The sequence below is a fragment of the Xenorhabdus thailandensis genome (genome assembly GCF_037996785.1).
Classification (GTDB): Bacteria; Pseudomonadota; Gammaproteobacteria; order Enterobacterales; family Enterobacteriaceae; genus Xenorhabdus; species Xenorhabdus griffiniae.
In genome coordinates this window covers 181,539-198,320 of sequence record NZ_JBBMXF010000004.1, presented here as the reverse complement: position 1 = coordinate 198,320, position 16,782 = coordinate 181,539, and the positions used below count along the sequence as shown (strand labels likewise).

The following is a 16,782-nucleotide window of genomic DNA, read 5'->3' as shown; positions in this document are numbered from 1 at the left end:
ATGAAAATATATTTTTCTCTTTGATGATTTATATTTTAATTCCATAGAGGTAATTCAATGAATAAAGGCAATGTATGGTTAGTGGGAGCAGGCCCTGGTGATGCAGGTTTAATTACAGTCAAAGGATTACGCTGTATTCAATCTGCGGATGTCATTGTTCATGACCGTCTCGTCAATCCTGAACTTATTGCCCAGGTATCCGACCACTGTGAAATTATTAATGTTGGGAAAGAACATGATTACCATCCCATCCCACAAGACGAGATTAATCAAATTCTGGTCAGACATGCGCAGGCGGGAAAACGGGTTGTGCGCTTAAAAGGCGGCGATCCTTATGTTTTCGGCCGTGGAGGGGAAGAAGCGGAAGTACTGGCACAACATGGCATCAAATTTGAAGTCATTCCGGGGATCAGTTCCTCAATTGGTGGATTAACCTATGCCGGTATTCCCATTACCCACCGCAATTATGCATCGAGTTTCCACGTTGTGACTGGACACACTTCTCAAGGAAATGAACAACAGAATTGGCAGATACTCGCCCAATTGGAAGGCACATTGGTTATTCTAATGGGGATGACCCGCCTGATGGAGATCTGCCAACAATTGATGCTATATGGTAAATCCCCCACAACACCTGCTGCGGTGATCATGTATGCCAGCCATCCCACACAAGAGAGCGTGATAGGCACACTGGAAACCCTGGTTGCAAAAGCGGAAGAGAAGAACTTACATGCACCCGCATTGATTGTGGTTGGTGATGTCGTCAATTTAGGAACAAGGCTTTCCTTCCTCCCCACTTACGGAGCAATCCATGAGTGAACATGGCGGCAATATCATCGGCATTGCCCAACAATATGGCCTTCCAGCCAATGAGCTGATTGATTTCAGTGCCAATATCAATCCATTAGGTGCGCCAGAACAGGTTAAGGTGTTGATCAAAAACAGTCTTGCCGACATCGAAAAGTACCCAGATGTGGAATATCGCCACTTGCATCAGGCGATAGCAAAAGCCCATCAATGCGATTACAACTCAGTAATCGCAGGCAATGGTGCAACAGAACTGATCTATGCTGTCACCCGTTATCTCAATCCTAAGCGCGCCTTGCTCCTTATCCCAGGATTTGCTGAATATCGACGAGCTTTGCAGCAAATTGGCACAGAAATTATCGACTATCCATTAAAAGAGGAAGCCGGATTTCAACCTGATTTACGCCTGCTTAATACGCTTTCCACAATTCAACCCGATTGCGTTTTTATCGCCACACCCAATAATCCTACCGGATTAATGCCGGACAATCCGTTTATGCAATCGCTAGTGGAATATTGTGAACGACAAGGGATTGCATTGATTGTCGATGAATCCTTTATTGATTTTCTCCCTGAGAATCGAGGGTTGATTCCGCAAGTGACAGTCACTAAGCATCTTTATGTATTACGTTCAATGACCAAATTCTTTGCCATTCCTGGATTACGTTTGGGCTATTTAATTAGCGGAAATATTGCAGGGATTACAGAGATGAAAAACCGGCGTGAACCGTGGTCAATGAATGCCTTTGCTGCGCGGGTGGGAGAAATTTTGTTTGATGAACATGACTATATTGCTGCAACACATCAATGGCTAACATCACAGCAACATTATCTATGGAACCAGCTTTTAACTTTCCCAGAACTGACTGTCTGGCCGCCATCGGCTAATTTTCTGTTCTTCCGTTGTCATAAACCCAATGTTGATTTATGGTATGCTTTACTTAAATATCGGTTGTTAATTCGCCATTGTAAAAATTATGTCGGGTTAGACGAACGTTACTATCGCATAGCCGTGCGCAGTGAGTGGGAAAATCAGCGCCTAATTGCAGCAATGCAACAGGTTTTTGCCTATGGCTGAAGCCTCTTGTCCCGCTTCCTGCGGAGAACTGCTACAAGGATGGCTGTTTGGGGGAGAAAAGTTAATCTCCTGCCCAATCAATTGGTTCAGTTGTGTTTCCGTGAGTGAAGGCATTCCTATACCACATGAACGGCCACGTATGCGCCAAATGGTAAATTTACTGCTGAATTACTGGCAGGAACCACCAGAATTGACTGCTGGCTTGCGTATTGAATATCAATCGACAATTCCAATCGCCAAAGGCATGGCCAGTAGCACAGCGGATATTGCTGCTACCGCCCAAGCCACCGCCAGATTATTGGGTAAGTCACTGGAAAGCACGGAGCTAGCACAACTTTGTGTCAAACTGGAGCCTACTGACAGTACAATATTCAAACGATTGACCTTGTTTGACCATCTCACCGCCCAGACCCAAATTCCCTTCGATTGGCAACCTGATATCGATATTTTGCTGTTGGAAAGCCCACAAACCATTTTGACAGAAGAATATCACCAACAGGATCATCACGCACAATGGCGGGATAACGCCCTTTTATTCCAACATGCCTGGTGGCAATTTCATACCGCGAACCAACGTCATGACTATGACCGCCTTGGGGAGGCTTGCACGTTAAGCGCCATCGCCAGCCAATCGATACTACCGAAACCCTGTTTTGATCAACTACGGGATTTGGTCGAGCAAACGGGTATCTATGGCCTAAACGTTGCCCATAGTGGCAGTGTCGTCGGCCTGTTGTTCGACTCACATCGCCATGACGTCAATTACCTACGCTGGTGGCTGCATCAAAAGAAGATTTCTGAGCACTACCCAAAAACTCACCAGGTTAAACTCATTGCGGGGGGTGTTCGCTGAAATCTATACATATCTTCACATTTTCCTTATTATGAATAACATAATTTAAACAATGAATTAAACCCTATGGAAAATACAACTCTGACACCCGCTACAATTGACGCTTTCATGTCACTCGACATTCGCATTGGCAAAATTATCAAAGCAGAAAAAAACGAAAAAGCTATCAAACCCGCTTATAAACTTTATATCGATTTTGGCAGTGACATCGGCGAGAAACAAAGCTCTGCCCAGATATGCCAAAACTACACAGCAGAACAATTAATCGGTAAGCAGATACTGGCAGTAGTGAATTTTCCCCCAAGGCGCGTGGCGGGGTTTAAATCTGAAGTTTTGGTTTTAGCCGCAGTTTGTGACGAACAAGGAACCGTCCTTATCCAGCCAGAAAAAAACGTAAAATTAGGCACCCGAATGTTGTAATTTTTTGAGTCGTAAAATAATAGGAATACCATGAGAACACAGAAAAGATGTATGGGTTACGTCGCTATTGTTGTAGATGATTATGATAGGGCTATCGATTATTACACCAATAAAACAGGTCACTGAGCGACGTCGGGTTATCCAGCGCAAACATCAGCCCGCCCTGCGTGCGTCCGGTGGTTTTGGTGCCACTGTTATCCACCCAGGCCCCGACATGCCAGAAACGCGACTGCTGGCGTTTAATCACGAGATCACTTTCCCCCGGCTGCTCACCCGGCACCAGCTCCATGGAGGCCTGGACATTGGGGATGCGCTGGAGATTCTCCAGGCCTTGTTCGATATCACGCAGATCTAATAAATGACCATCATGGGTCGGCATCGCGGTATACAGCGTCGCGTATGTATCCGATTCATCGGTATAGCGCACCCGCCGGATTTTGCCGGCGACAATATGGAGTTTCAGTTCGCCCTGGCTTAAGTCCTGCTCCGGTGCCAGAATGCGGGTGGTCACCCAGCCGTGGGAAATCAATCGGTTTTGCATATTGCTCATCAAGATGCTAATCCCCTGTGCACCCAAACAATGTCCGTTGGCCTGATCTGCCAGCCGTTGCAATGGCACCCAGTGCGGCAACGCTTTCTGACCGGACAGCGTCACGTGGTGGATCACAAAACAGGGCGATTCGGTGGGAAATTTCAAGGCAGACGTGGATACCGTTTCAGCCGAAAGCCGCACCGTCGGTGCCCTGGCCTCCAGACGCTGTTCCAATGCCTGTTGCTGCTGTTTTTGATGAATAAAGGATTGGTCATCTGCCTGCACAGGCAGAGAAGCCAATACTGCCCACCCGGCCAACCCGGCGAGCAGGTTGCTGCGTGTTACCGTTGCCATCATTAAACTCGTCAAAGACTTAATTATTATTGAATGATTTTGGGAGAAATACGTGAGCGGGTATTATGGGTGAAATTGTTTTATTTTCAATCAGACCCATTAATGAACACTTACAAAGACAAATATTTAGACTTATCAACTGAAATTATGCAACAAAACGGCAATTAATTCGAATCTATTTAACACAATGCGTATACTATTAAGCATATTCGTCTGCATTTTGCCCGCTTAAAAAGCAAAAGTGAGGTGAATATAATTAGAAAAAATAACAAATAATGTGTTTTCAGAGTATTCTGACGGGATAGCGCACTTCGCTGGATGGCAAAAAAACGGGGCGCGCTATTTCCCCTTCGACAACAGCTTCTGCATCGCCATCTGCCCGAACATGCCGGCAGACTGCCTGACCTGCCCAACGCCCTGACTCATCATACCGGCCATATCGCCTATTCGCCCCCCTGCCCAGGCCTGTCTGAGCCATATAGAACATCCAGTAGTCAGGGTGAAGGAAAGTACCATGATTTTTTTGATGGAAATCATTTTACCTTTTCCCATGATCACAATGAGCTTGTGAGGTATTCATTTTATGAACGTCTACAACTAGTTGACATGACTTTTCATTTCAGATGCGATGAAATGAATTTGTTATGTATTTCATTATCCTCATATACTTCGTAGCATAAATAGGATAGAAGTCAATTATTCTGCCATCTTACGCAGACACTCAAGCTTTCATTACTACCTCTGGCGACATGATACGACTTGTCAATGCAATGACACGGGTTTCTCCCTGCTATGAGAGCGTTTCCAGACTGTACACGAGGGGAAAACCGATACTTTCCATTTCTCCTTCAGCAGGCAAAGAGGGGAATTTGAAATAAGGCAGGTGCCTGACGCCTTTTGCTGCGTTCAGCATTGCCGAGGAAAGATCTTTATTTTGCACGCAGAACAATGTGTTTCCGTGACGTTCCTGAAAGATTTCTACCTACGCAAAAAACGACGTATGACATAACGACTGGATAGATTATGCCGAGCGTCATTCCGTATGGTATTGCTCCACTAAAAGCGCCCTGAAAGACGCCAAAGTGAAAAGGGAATTTATGCCGCTTGTAGCTAATGATGGGGTAAACAACGCGTTATTGCCCAACAGCGATGGCCGGCACGGGCAGGTTCATATCCTGCTTTTCCTCGTTGACCAGATAAAGCGTCGGCTAGCTCTCCCAGCGGACATGGTGACCCAACAGCCATTCCATACCGTATTGCGCGTCGTAAAACTGCGCCGATCCCAGGTAAGTGTTCAGCTTATCCCAGCACACACCGATATCGGGCGTCTCAGACCAATTCGCCATCCCAAACCAGTCGGTATACTGGCGGGTCAGGAGACGGGAGTGTGGGTGTCGCTACCCGAAGGTGATCCTGACAAGCGACTGGATCATCAATAAACTTTTCTACGCTAATCAATCGAAATAATAAGGTTAATGCGTCATTCATTTTCCGAGACAAAGAAATAATGTCAGAAGCGTGATGGTATTATTTGCATTGATTCGGATGCAATCTACCCGTTCCAATTTTATGGTGTGACCAAATCAGGTAACTTGCTCTAACTCACTTCTGGATAAAAACGAGTTAGTTGTACCTACTAAAACTCGATCTGACACTATTGATGATTTGATCGAGACCTAATCAAACAGTCGGCTTTGTGCCAGATATAGTCATTTACACCACGGTGACAGGGAGCAAGCCAGCGGTATTGATACTTAGAAAAAACATAGTGAATAGCTTCAACTCAAAAGTGTCTGAACTCCCCGTAGCAATTCAGGTTGCTTTTTAATAAAGTCAACTTGAAACCATATTTATAAAACAGAATGCATTGTTTATCGCAAATACCAATAAAAATAATCGATTAGTCCCATAACTTACATGGAAGCAATAATGGATTTGAAGTAATCTGGTTTTTAATTTATTTATTTTATTAATAATTTTTTACAAGGAGCCCAGAAATGCCTCTTCCGGAACGCATGAGACCCACTAAAGTTAGCCATAAAAAGATAAAAGAGCTGGCAGAAAAAGCTGAGGATATTCTTTCAAGAATTGATGAAGGTATAAGTGAAGAAGACGACACATTAAAAACGATGATTTCGGAATGGAACAGTCAGGTTGTATGCCCCTGTAAGTTTTCAGATTTTAGGGACTACTCTTCCTGGACCAGCGCTAAGGAATTTACTCGAATGGCTTTCAACCAAGAAAAATTCTATAAAGATTTTACCTGGGAAGAGCTTGTTCAAACGATCAATTGTTTGTATAACGCGGAAGGGAAAGAATCAGAACAAAATTTTGCTCTTGCACTCCTTGAAAAAAATTTCGATGGCAATCCATCAGATCTTATCTTTTGGCCAGACGAGTGGTTCCAGGACCCTGATATGTTTCATATCGAGCTGACAGCTGAAGAAATCGCTGGGTATTTAATGGTTAGATCAGGCAGGCAATTGGCTGATGCACCGGAGATAGAGCTGAAATACCCAATCCCCGTAACTGATCCTGAGTAATAGAGGGCATTATACTGTCTCAAAATATTGTTCCATTCTTTCTCCCCTCACCCTGTCTCTCCCCAAAGGGACGAGGGGATCGGTACAGTGCGGCCTTTGGTCTTCCAGGTCGGGTTAGCACAACGCCACCCGCCATTGTAACATGCTGAGCGGAATACCTTTTACCAATAATTCAGTGCAGGAAGTCCTTCTTTTCAGTGAAAGATTTAAGAGGCTCTAGCACCCTGCACTGCGGCAAGCCTGCATTATACACTGTAAAATTATCGTAGCCTGTTTGAGGATAAAGATTACTGCTGAGCAAAATAACACCTACGCACACAACAAATTCAGTTGTAGTGGCTAACACTTAACCTGGTAGTCGGTTTGCCAGAAACGGACAGCCAGCCAGACCACCGCAATGAATCTGGCGCTGAGTTCAGCCATGACTAATGAGCAGCATCCGCACAGCACACTGGGATACCGTTCGCCACGGGAATACCTGTTGCGTCGAACCAGTAATGGGGTAAGTAATAAAAGGTGTATGTCAATATAGGGGCAAATCCATTTCGATTCAGCCAGACATGGCTGAATCATTTTTGTACCAAACTGTCGTGAGATTAACAAACAATGATTATCTGGCTAGATGTTAACACATTGTATTTTTAATAGTTTTCTATAACGTCGTTTTATTCATGTGTACGCAGTATGCTGGGAGTCTTCTTTCAAACTTCAAGCTAGATAGCGAACTAACATCAAACTGCTCAAAATCGAACTCCTCATATAACTGAGTAACAATTTTCTTTCCTTGTTCATCATTACCAGTAAAAGGTAAAGCTCGTCGATTATTTTCACCCCTAGGTAAACCATCTTGCTCTAATTGCGTCATCGGAATAGCATTAAATGCCTTTGTTATATGTGAAGTTGGTATTAACCAGGCGGCTATTTATATCTGATATACTGTGTCAATGAAAATAGATGCACGCAAGCTCACGATTGAGCAACAAGAACTCCTCAGACAGTAAGTTATCCGGCTTCGTTTGGAAAAGAAAACCTTTCGCGAAATCGGTCAACTACTGAGTCTTCATCCCGATACTGCCGGGCGCTTGTACAAACGTTATCTGGTTGAAGGCCATGCTGCCATTGTCGCCAAAAAACGCGGCCCCAAAAATAAAGTGGGGCGCCTGAATGCCATTCAGCAACAGAAAGTCATTGAGGTCATCCGAGATCATATGCCGGAGCACTATCACCTGGGCTTTTCCCTTTGGACATGCCGTGCGGTTGGGGGCTTTGATCAAGCTGTTCTGGCGCCTCGATATTCCCGTTCGCACGCTGGGCGATTATCTGAAACGCTGGGGATTTACCCCGCAAAAACCGTTGAAAAAGGCATGGGAACAAGACCCGGTTCGAGTGCAAATGTGGCTGAAGGAGGAATACCCTCGCATTCAGGAACGGACTAAAAAGGAAAAGGCACACATTTTTTGGGGCGATGAAACCGGTATCCGAAATACAGAGCAACATGGCCGGAGCTATGCGCCAAAAGGCAAAACACCAACTCAGCCCATCCCCGTTAAACGCCATAGCCTGAACATGATATCCGCCCTCTCTCATCAGGGAACAGTTCGCTTTATGCTGTATGAAACCCCGCTGACGGCAGACACCTTGCTGAAATTTATGCGGGCACTGCTCGCGTCCAGCGAGGGTAAGACCTTTTAAATTCTGGATAATCTGCGGGTTCATCATGCCCAAAAAGTTAAAGACTGGCTGGAACAAGCGTCAGTGAAGCATTGCCTGGAAGTCTTTTATCTTCCCGCTTATTCGCCGGAACTGAATCCAGACGAATTGTAATATCAAAGGGATGATACATAACGGCCCGGCCATGCGCAGTGCCGAAGAGATAAAAAAAGAACACGTTCTTGTATGTGAAAATTACAACGTCGACCAGAGTATTTCAAATCACGGTTTATTAAATATGCATAACAGATGTATTTTTCCACCGGGTTAATAGATATTTCTTACAAAGATAATGGTGTTAGACCAGACCGTTTTTCGGTAACCTATCAGATAGGCAATGAAAAGCCGATAAGAGAAAGATTTGAGAATACACCAGGAGGTAAATAATGGTGAGTGATGATGAACTTTATTCAGAAATTGGTCGTATATTGTATGAATCTGCGCCTGATAATGCACAGAAAATTTTACTGGATGTAGAATTATCTCCTGAAAATGATCATGCTAAGTTTTTATATGACTATATTGATGAAGACGGAAGTAAAAAATGGTTTTTACCCCCATCTCCAAAAACATATGATGATGTTATCGAAAATTTAATTATGCTGCGTAAATACTACGCAGAAAATAATCTGACCAATGGTCAACCTGTATGGTATGGATGCCTAGTCACTGTTGATCTTGAAAAAATGAAAATCAATATAGACTTCAAGTACGAAGAATAGCAATAAAACGATCCCATCCCAGCCATAGCACTGGGATCTCCCGTCTTTATTACCAGTTCTCAATGATATGAATTATCATTTAGTTTCGCTTATAGTATGATGTTCCAAAGAAGCCAGTCTTCAACCCTCTCACCTCATTCATTCTCCTTGCCACAAAACCGCCACTTCCAGTTCACTGCACTGATGCTCGCGCATTAACACCCGCCGTTCGATCTTTTCTTCTTTTTCCGTCATACCCAGCGTCAGATACAGGCTGGGGGGCACCACCCGAAACAACGCTTCGATTTTTTTCGCCAGCACCACTCCTTCGGTATAACAGTGGAGTAATTTACTGGCGGAGAGCAACACAGCTTTTTATTCTTCCGTCAGTTTCTTAAAGCCGGCGATTTGTTCGACTTCATCCGACGGCATGGTCAGGCATAACCACCATTCGGCCATATGCAACATTTTTTCAGCGGTATCCGGGTAGTCAACGAGGTTTTACAGCCAGGAACCCAATTTACGCCACATTTTCACGACATTGGTCATATAGGGGAAAAGCAGCGGGTTGGGGTGAATATGGCCTTCGTCGATCACCAGTTGCCATACACTGGTGATAGCCAGCGACCAGATAAATTCAATGTTAAGTACTCGCATTATTTTTTACCGCTTCGCTGGGTAACTGCGATTGAATAAGTTACCCCCATTGGGTGGTGATTTCGGCCAGTTTTTGTACCTGCGGGTCTTGGGTTTACTCTTCTGGCAGAGCCTGATCAGAAAAACTGGGCGACAAGCTTAACAGGCCGATAATCGAAGATTTCGCCCTGCTGAACCGACGGGATTGGATTTTTTGCACCACGAATTATTACCCTTTTCATTAATGCTGAAAGGGGTAACATGCAGAAAAAGCGTTTTAAATACTGCACTTAACTCTTTTTTTCCCCATGGGGAAAATTACCTGAATCAGCGGTGAATAGGAACCCCGTTAAACGTATGCGTACAGCACTGACACAGGACAGGAATATCATTGGCTGACAGATTTGGGTTCACCTTCCTTAAAAAACCTAATTCATCGACGAACAGACCGTTGTAATAACTGGATTCACCACAGCGGATATAATCTTTTTGTTCATGCTCATATAACGCCACTATCCAAAATAAAGGTTCTGGACTGTCCAGTCGCTGGACAGCTTCACTGTGAACCCCATCCCATTTTTCACCGACTTTACTCAATAAAAACATAAAAAGTGGCGTGTAATCTAAGCCGCGTCTTTGCTTACCTTTCATAGACAGAAAGTAGGGTATATCCTCCCTGATTAATTTTTGTCTGGCTCGCTCCCATCGATATTCACCGCCATGATGAAAAACGAAATGGGCTGTCGTATTGACCCGGCGATAAAGTTTCTTTTTTCCATAATTGGATTGATGTTTTTTCATTCTTTTATTCATCTCAATTTTTTTAGGCAAGAGGGTTAACGTTCTCTCACAATATACCCGATAATAAAATTGTTATGATTAATTACGGAAATTTTTTTTACCAACTGGCGATTGCAAAATATACTAATTCTGTTTTTATTCTTACACATGAAAGAGTAAACCCACTGATTTTAGTTAATGATTACTGAATGGTCAATGAGCGTTTTAATTCGTTAAATAACGTGATATCTAATTAATTTTAAGTTACAAATAACTCGGTTCAAAACTTGCTGGTTAGCACTACAGAAGTGTAAAAGAAAATATTAAATTTGAAGTATCACGAGTATAAATTTATTATTCATAGCTATATCAACAATTCGTTCTTTCATTCCAGAATGATAGGCTTGATAGGTATAATTGAGTTGGAGAGTTTCGCGGCAGGCATAGCAGTGATAGCGGGGGATGACCATTGCTTTCTTTGCCATGCCCTTTAACATCCTCTGTTTTGTGAAAGTAAAAACGAACCACATCAACTTTAGCCATATCTCAGCAATCATAAAAAGTGTGAAGTTTATCATGACATCTAATTATTGGGAGAATGACCAAAAATCAGATCTAAGTACCCCGCAGTTAGTATATACCAATCTAATTTCAAGATGCATGTGATTTCTCCCCCGCTTCGCGGGGAGAAATCAGGTTTCATATCGTGTTGTAAATTGCAATTTGAAGTTTAATCCGTATAGTGACATTAATTTTTGTGATCTATATACCAGTTACTTTTAAGAAAAATCACAAAAGAATGAAATTTCATGTAATTTATTAAAAAAACAAATTACATTATAAAATTCATGAATAATTTAAGAAAGATTGACCTTAACCTTTTAGTCACTTTGCAAGTATTATTACTAGAAAAACATATTACCCGTACAGCAAATAGGTTGCATAAAAGTCAACCAGCAATAAGCCACGCACTTGCAAACTTGCGTAATATGTTTGATGACCCTTTACTTGTTCGTCGTTTTGGAAGGCTTGAACTCACTGCTCGAGCACAAGAATTACTAATACCACTTCGTGAGGTTTTGGGACAAATCAATACACTCATTGAGCCTCAAGTATTCGATCCTACTCAAACAAAAAGAACGTTCCGTTTATCTATGTCAGATTATGGTGCTCGCGTTCTATTGCCCACTTTAGTTCGAACATTTCGTACTATCGCTCCAAATGCAAAATTATCTATAAGCCAAGCCAGCCGAGAGTCAATGCTTATTGATGTTATTGATAATGAAATCGACCTTGCACTTGGTGTATTTCCTCAAAAAATACCCGAGGATTTGCGTGCACATGCGTTGTTTGTCGAAAACTTTTCTTGTCTAGCTGATTCTTCAACGATTCCAGAAAATGGATATTTAGACCAAAACTCTTGGTTAACACGTCCCCATGTTTCTGTTGCTATGCGAGCAGGCGCAGAAGATGATATTGATCGCATTTTATTAAAAGAAGGTTTACATAGAAAAATTACTGTGCAGCTACCTCATTGGGGAATAGCTAACGATATTATTTCTGGTACTGATTTAATTCTTACAGTTGCTCGACGTAGTTTGCTTAGTATGGAAAACAACCATAATTTACAGATATTTTCTCCTCCTTTTGATATTCCTCCTTTTGATTTTAAAATGGTTTGGCATAAAAGACAGGAAACAGATGCAGCTCATTGTTGGTTGAGGAAAATTATTATGCGTTTCTTGAATAATAATCAGTAATATTTTTAATACTATATTTTGTGCCATTTCAATTATGAGATGGCAGCACGTTATTCTATAATCCGACATTCCACATCGCATTCGTAATTTATTGTTTTACTTATGAATTAATAAACGTATAAAATTTATGCAATAGTTTAAAAATCAGTATCATAATTGGATATAATGAATTGATCTAAATTCAATCTAGTTATGTATTATTTTTATACCGATTTGCTTATAAAACGTTCACATTCTCGTCCTGTATATGGAATATAGCAAAAGCATCATAGATATTAATTATATTTATTAAGTAAGAGTATTTAATAAACTAATTTGAAATTTATTTCATAAAAACTATCATATCACCGGCGCATTTTTTCTTAGCTAGAATGAACATAATTTATTAGTGTAATTAATTTAATTTAAATATTTTTAAAAAAATATCTTATTTTAGGAGTAAATAATGAAAAAAAAAGTAATCTATGACTCTATTGGCGAATCTTTCGAAGAATTTACAGATACCGTTGCTCAACGTAAAATAGAAATCAGAACAATATTCGATATGATTGGTGATATAAATGGAAAATCTGTTCTAGATTTAGCTTGTGGGTATGGATATTACGGTCGAGAATTATTGCATCGTGGTGCATCCAAAGTCGTTGGTGTAGATATTTCAGAAAAAATGATAGAACTCGCAAGAGAAAAATCAAATCAGTATGGTGATGATATCGAATTTCATGTTAGTAATGTTTGTACTATGGAATCATTAGGTAAATTCGATATTGTTGTTGCTGCCTGGTTATTCAATAATGCTGAGTCATTAGATGATCTCGAAGCAATGTTCCGTGTTATCGCAGATAATATAAAACCATCTGGCAAATTAATTGCTTACACTGTTGATCCTGATTTCCAATTAAGAATGGGAAATTTTGATATTTATGGTGTCAATATTCTTAGCGAAGAAAGCTGGAACGGAGGTTTTCGCCATTCTGCCGAATTTGTTACTAATCCACCTAGCCCTCTTACATTTTATCGATGGAGCCGTGAACATTATCAATGTGCACTGAAAAAAGCTGGGTTTAAAAATTTTGAGTGGAGAAAACCATTACTTTTAGAGAGTGATATAAAATCTTTTCCAGAAGGATTCTGGAATATTTTTCAAAATAATTGCCTGCAAACAGGTCTTATTTGCGAATACTAAATTTAATATTTTTTATCGTCCAATGTGACAATTATAAATTTAAGATTAATTGATATGAAACATTTTCATTCACCATCTTACTTAGAAAAAGCATCCCCATCTTTAAGTGATAGAGAATTATTGGGATTACAAGAAAATTATCTCCCAACAAGAAATTTAAAATTAAGTTTTGATGAGTTCAAAAAATTATCAGAAGAAAATGTAAATCATTGGTTAAACGTTATTGAAAGTACAGACTTTCCATTAGAATTTAGGTACACAGCAGGACAATTACTTTCATATGTAGGAGATCCAAGGTTAAATCCATTTATACCGGAAATGGTAGAAATTCCGGAAGGGGATATTAATATAGGATTATCTCCTGAAGAATTAGATTCTACTATGGCTGCTCTATCTGATTTAAATTTAGATCGTGATTGGATAATTAAAGAAATTCCTCGCCATCGCGTACATTTAAATTCTTATAGGATTGGCAAATACCCTGTTACTCATTTTGAATATATGACTTTTTTACAAGATAGCGGGGAGAACCGTTTACCAGATACTTGGTTTTTAGGGCGATATCCTTTTGAACTTGCTAATCATCCGGTTAATGGTATTACCGCTGAAGATGCTGATTGCTACTGTCTATGGCTAACAGAAAAAACAGGAAGAAATTTCCGATTACCTCATGAAGCTGAATGGGAATATGCGGCAGCAGGTCCTAATAATCTGCAATTTCCTTGGGGAAATGTATTTCTACCAGACCATGCCAATACAGCAGAAAGTGGAATATTTACTACAACACCAGTAGGTATGTTTTCTTGTGGTGCTTCACCTTTCGGTTGTTTAGATATGGCAGGTAATGTCGAAGAGTATGTTTCTGAGGACTACGAAGCTTATCCCGGAGGGATTACCGTACAAGACGATTTAGTTAATGCCCAAAGTAAGCATCGGGTAGCACGAGGCGGAAGTTATTCTCGTTTTCGAGATCTTGCCAGAAATACACGCCGTCATGGAAAATTCCCCAGAAATATTTATGTTATGGGTTTTCGTTTAGCCGAAAGCCTTTAAAAATAACCAAATTAAACAACAAGAAAGAAATATAAAATATGATTACATGCCATGTAAAAAACTCTGTCGATATTCCTATCCTTCCAGAAGGACACATTGCTTCTTTTATCTCATTTGATGGTTTTACCTCACCAAATGAACATATCGCAATAGTTATGGGAGAATATAAAAATAAATCTCCTCTTGTCCGAATCCACTCAGAATGTTTAACCGGAGATATTTTCGGTTCACATCGTTGTGACTGTGGTGCTCAATTGCAGGAAGCACTACAGAGAATGAGTAAAGAAGGTGGTGTATTACTATACTTACGTCAGGAAGGACGTGGTATTGGTCTGTACTCTAAACTGGATGCTTATCGCCTACAAGATAAAGGGTTAGACACTTTCGAAGCTAATACACAACTTAATTTTCCTGAAGATGGACGAGATTTTTCTATTGCAGCAAGTATGTTGCATGCACTTGGTATAACACATTGTAAATTAATAACGAATAATCCAGAAAAAGTCATGTCATTGCAGAAGGATGGTATACAGGTAGACGAAGTCATTCCTACTGGTATTTATATAACCAAACATAATCAACACTACCTTATGGCTAAGGCCAATAAAAAAAACCACTCTATTAAACTAAAATTATCTGCCTAAATAAGGTTATAACAACAATGAAACACTTCTCACCAATAAGTAGTATTGCTTCTTTTCAAGAACGTTATTTGGCTACTGCCGGTTACGATAATCAAGTTATCCTCTGGGATGCCCAAAATAAACAAGCATTGCATCGTGTTTACCACGACCATTTAGCTAACCAGTGTTCGTTCAGCCCTGATGGTCGTTGGTTAGTGAGTGCAAGTAGTGATTATAGCGCTCGAATTTGGGAGGTACCGACTATGCGGTTAAAGGCAGCATTATTAGGTCATGAAGATGACGTAGAAATGGCCGCTTTTAATCCAGCTGGTGATCTTGTTGCTACCTGCTCACGAGATAAAAGCATTCGAATATTCAGGGTAGATAATGGCCAATGTCAACATGTTTTACAAGGACACAACGCTGATGTTATTTCTGTTAGCTGGAGCACAGATGGTACTACCTTAATCTCAAGCAGTGATGATGGAACCATCCGCCGCTGGGATACTATTAAAGGTATTGAGATTGAATGTATTGACCTTAATGGTGTGGAAACCGACACAATTGCTTTAACTCATGGCGGAATAATCTTTGCAGGTGATGATAATGGCAAATTGATTGTTATCGATAATACCAACAAACATAGCATACAAGCCCACTTAGCAGGTATTAAACGGATTGTCTGGAATGAACAAACACAACATTTAATTAGCCTCAGTTATGATCGCTCAGTCGTTTTATGGAAATTTATTGATGGAGAACTTAAAAGGATTGCTGAAAGTTCTTTGCCTAGCTTGATATGGCCTAGAAGTTGTGCTTTTCTTGGTGAAGAACGTGTTGCTTTTGTCACTTTTGGTTCGACATATGCGGTTTGGAATCATCGCGTAAACACTTGGGATATTGATGGTATTGAACAATCTATTAGTCTTAATTCGGTAGCAATATCCGACAATATTATCTATTCAATCGGTGATGCCGGTACTTTATTTATTAATGGTAAACCCAGTAGTGCCATTGGTAGCCTCTGTAATTTTCTTCTGCCGTGTGGTCAAAAATTACTTACAGGTGGTCAAATGGGACAGCTCTTTGATGCGATTAGTGGGGAATTGATTTACCAACATCGTTCTCCACTTAACTGCGGGACTACTTTTACCCGTAATGGGCATCAGCATGCAGCTATAGGTACTTACACCGGTGAAGCTCTAATTTTTGGTATTGATGAACGTGGTTCATTCCAATTTTTGGAGGAGATACATTTACATGACAATGCAATCAAAGGGGTATCTGCTAACGATAAATACTTATTCAGTGTGTGTGCAACAGCAGCGGTAGCATTCCATCGCATTGATAATTTTGAATTGCATTCTTATATCGAAAAAGCCCATGATCGCATTTCAAATGACTGTTCAGCTATTAATGGGGGGTTTGCTAGTGTGGGGCGAGATCTAAAACTTAAGATATGGCAATCAGATAAAATCGAAACCTACCAAACACCGCATCATCATTCAGTAAAATGCATATCAACTTCTGATGACCAACAAATTATTGCAACTGGAAGTTATGGTGGAACTGTAGCTCTATTTGACTTACGGAAGCGTGAATGGATTTCAAAAAGTAAACCGACAACAAGTGGTATTTCTTGTATTACTTACTCACCAAAAGAACAAAAGTTTATCGCTAGTTCTTATGATGGAAATCTGTATTCAATTGAAATTAGAGTCTAACTAATAAAAATGTCTGCGTGATTTA

14 protein-coding genes and 6 pseudogenes are annotated in these 16,782 nt (G+C 40.8%); 14 read left to right on the top strand and 6 right to left on the bottom strand.

Annotated elements, in window-relative coordinates:
• Window positions 1–57 precede the first annotated feature (57 nt).
• The 5 genes and pseudogenes from cobA to AAC853_RS01895 form a co-directional block, all read left to right on the top strand.
• The gene (cobA, locus tag AAC853_RS01915; RefSeq protein ID WP_340613529.1) at window positions 58–819 is read left to right on the top strand and encodes a uroporphyrinogen-III C-methyltransferase; all 762 of its coding nucleotides are present in this window, start codon (window positions 58–60) and stop codon (window positions 817–819) included.
• Complete coding sequence (gene cobD, locus AAC853_RS01910; protein ID WP_340613528.1) at window positions 812–1,885, top strand: threonine-phosphate decarboxylase CobD; 1,074 nt, start codon at window positions 812–814, stop codon at window positions 1,883–1,885. Before cobA ends, cobD begins: the two co-directional genes overlap by 8 nt.
• Window positions 1,878–2,738, top strand: a complete 861-nt coding sequence (locus AAC853_RS01905; RefSeq protein ID WP_273570450.1) for a GHMP family kinase ATP-binding protein — start codon at window positions 1,878–1,880, stop codon at window positions 2,736–2,738. Before cobD ends, AAC853_RS01905 begins: the two co-directional genes overlap by 8 nt.
• Window positions 2,739–2,804: 66 nt before the next feature.
• Window positions 2,805–3,158 carry a tRNA-binding protein gene (locus AAC853_RS01900; RefSeq protein ID WP_340613527.1) on the top strand — a complete coding sequence of 118 codons (354 nt, stop codon included), beginning with the start codon at window positions 2,805–2,807 and terminating at the stop codon, window positions 3,156–3,158.
• A 30-nt stretch (window positions 3,159–3,188) separates the two neighbouring features.
• Window positions 3,189–3,278 (top strand): annotated as a pseudogene (locus tag AAC853_RS01895) (VOC family protein); the annotation flags it as partial.
• On the opposite strand, the gene AAC853_RS01890 reads toward AAC853_RS01895, so the two are convergent.
• The 3 genes and pseudogenes from AAC853_RS01890 to AAC853_RS17955 all read right to left on the bottom strand — a co-directional run.
• Window positions 3,250–4,044: a ShlB/FhaC/HecB family hemolysin secretion/activation protein gene (locus tag AAC853_RS01890; protein WP_422824161.1), complete on the bottom strand. Its 795-nt coding sequence runs from the start codon at window positions 4,042–4,044 to the stop codon at window positions 3,250–3,252. The pseudogene AAC853_RS01895 and the gene AAC853_RS01890 sit on opposite strands and share 29 nt — an antisense overlap.
• 283 nt (window positions 4,045–4,327) lie before the next feature.
• The gene (locus AAC853_RS01885) at window positions 4,328–4,522 is read right to left on the bottom strand and encodes a hypothetical protein (protein WP_340613526.1); all 195 of its coding nucleotides are present in this window, start codon (window positions 4,520–4,522) and stop codon (window positions 4,328–4,330) included.
• Window positions 4,523–5,330: 808 nt separating this feature from the next.
• Window positions 5,331–5,429, bottom strand: a pseudogene (locus AAC853_RS17955) (DUF1281 domain-containing protein); the annotation flags it as partial.
• A gap of 612 nt (window positions 5,430–6,041) precedes the next feature.
• Here AAC853_RS17955 and AAC853_RS01875 point away from each other — a divergent pair.
• From AAC853_RS01875 to AAC853_RS01855, 4 genes and pseudogenes are all read left to right on the top strand, one after another.
• Complete coding sequence (locus tag AAC853_RS01875; RefSeq protein ID WP_340613525.1) at window positions 6,042–6,587, top strand: hypothetical protein; 546 nt, start codon at window positions 6,042–6,044, stop codon at window positions 6,585–6,587.
• Between the two features lie 388 nt (window positions 6,588–6,975).
• Window positions 6,976–7,119: pseudogene (locus tag AAC853_RS17745) on the top strand (IS3 family transposase); the annotation flags it as partial.
• Window positions 7,120–7,751: 632 nt separating this feature from the next.
• Window positions 7,752–8,411, top strand: a pseudogene (locus AAC853_RS01860) (IS630 family transposase).
• 272 nt (window positions 8,412–8,683) lie between these two features.
• Window positions 8,684–9,019, top strand: coding sequence for a hypothetical protein (locus AAC853_RS01855; RefSeq protein WP_338883097.1), 336 nt, complete (start codon window positions 8,684–8,686; stop codon window positions 9,017–9,019).
• Between the two features lie 79 nt (window positions 9,020–9,098).
• On the opposite strand, the pseudogene AAC853_RS01850 reads toward AAC853_RS01855, so the two are convergent.
• From AAC853_RS01850 to AAC853_RS01840, 3 genes and pseudogenes are all read right to left on the bottom strand, one after another.
• Window positions 9,099–9,592, bottom strand: a pseudogene (locus tag AAC853_RS01850) (conjugative transfer ATPase); the annotation flags it as partial.
• A gap of 369 nt (window positions 9,593–9,961) precedes the next feature.
• Window positions 9,962–10,435, bottom strand: coding sequence for a hypothetical protein (locus AAC853_RS01845; protein ID WP_340613523.1), 474 nt, complete (start codon window positions 10,433–10,435; stop codon window positions 9,962–9,964).
• A 332-nt stretch (window positions 10,436–10,767) separates the two neighbouring features.
• A pseudogene (locus AAC853_RS01840) lies at window positions 10,768–10,957 on the bottom strand (IS1 family transposase); the annotation flags it as partial.
• Between the two features lie 305 nt (window positions 10,958–11,262).
• Here AAC853_RS01840 and AAC853_RS01835 point away from each other — a divergent pair.
• The 5 genes from AAC853_RS01835 (at window position 11,263) to AAC853_RS01815 (ending at window position 16,757) form a co-directional block, all read left to right on the top strand.
• Entirely contained in the window at window positions 11,263–12,174 is a 912-nt protein-coding gene (locus AAC853_RS01835) for a LysR family transcriptional regulator (RefSeq protein ID WP_340613521.1), read from the top strand.
• Window positions 12,175–12,619: 445 nt separating this feature from the next.
• Window positions 12,620–13,357 carry a class I SAM-dependent DNA methyltransferase gene (locus AAC853_RS01830; protein ID WP_340613520.1) on the top strand — a complete coding sequence of 246 codons (738 nt, stop codon included), beginning with the start codon at window positions 12,620–12,622 and terminating at the stop codon, window positions 13,355–13,357.
• A 54-nt stretch (window positions 13,358–13,411) separates the two neighbouring features.
• On the top strand, window positions 13,412–14,410 hold the full coding sequence (locus AAC853_RS01825; RefSeq protein ID WP_340613519.1) for a formylglycine-generating enzyme family protein: 999 nt from the start codon (window positions 13,412–13,414) through the stop codon (window positions 14,408–14,410).
• 38 nt (window positions 14,411–14,448) lie between these two features.
• Window positions 14,449–15,054, top strand: coding sequence for a GTP cyclohydrolase II (gene ribA / locus AAC853_RS01820; protein WP_340613518.1), 606 nt, complete (start codon window positions 14,449–14,451; stop codon window positions 15,052–15,054).
• A gap of 17 nt (window positions 15,055–15,071) precedes the next feature.
• Window positions 15,072–16,757, top strand: a complete 1,686-nt coding sequence (locus AAC853_RS01815; RefSeq protein ID WP_340613517.1) for a WD40 repeat domain-containing protein — start codon at window positions 15,072–15,074, stop codon at window positions 16,755–16,757.
• The last annotated feature ends 25 nt before the right edge of the window (window positions 16,758–16,782 follow it).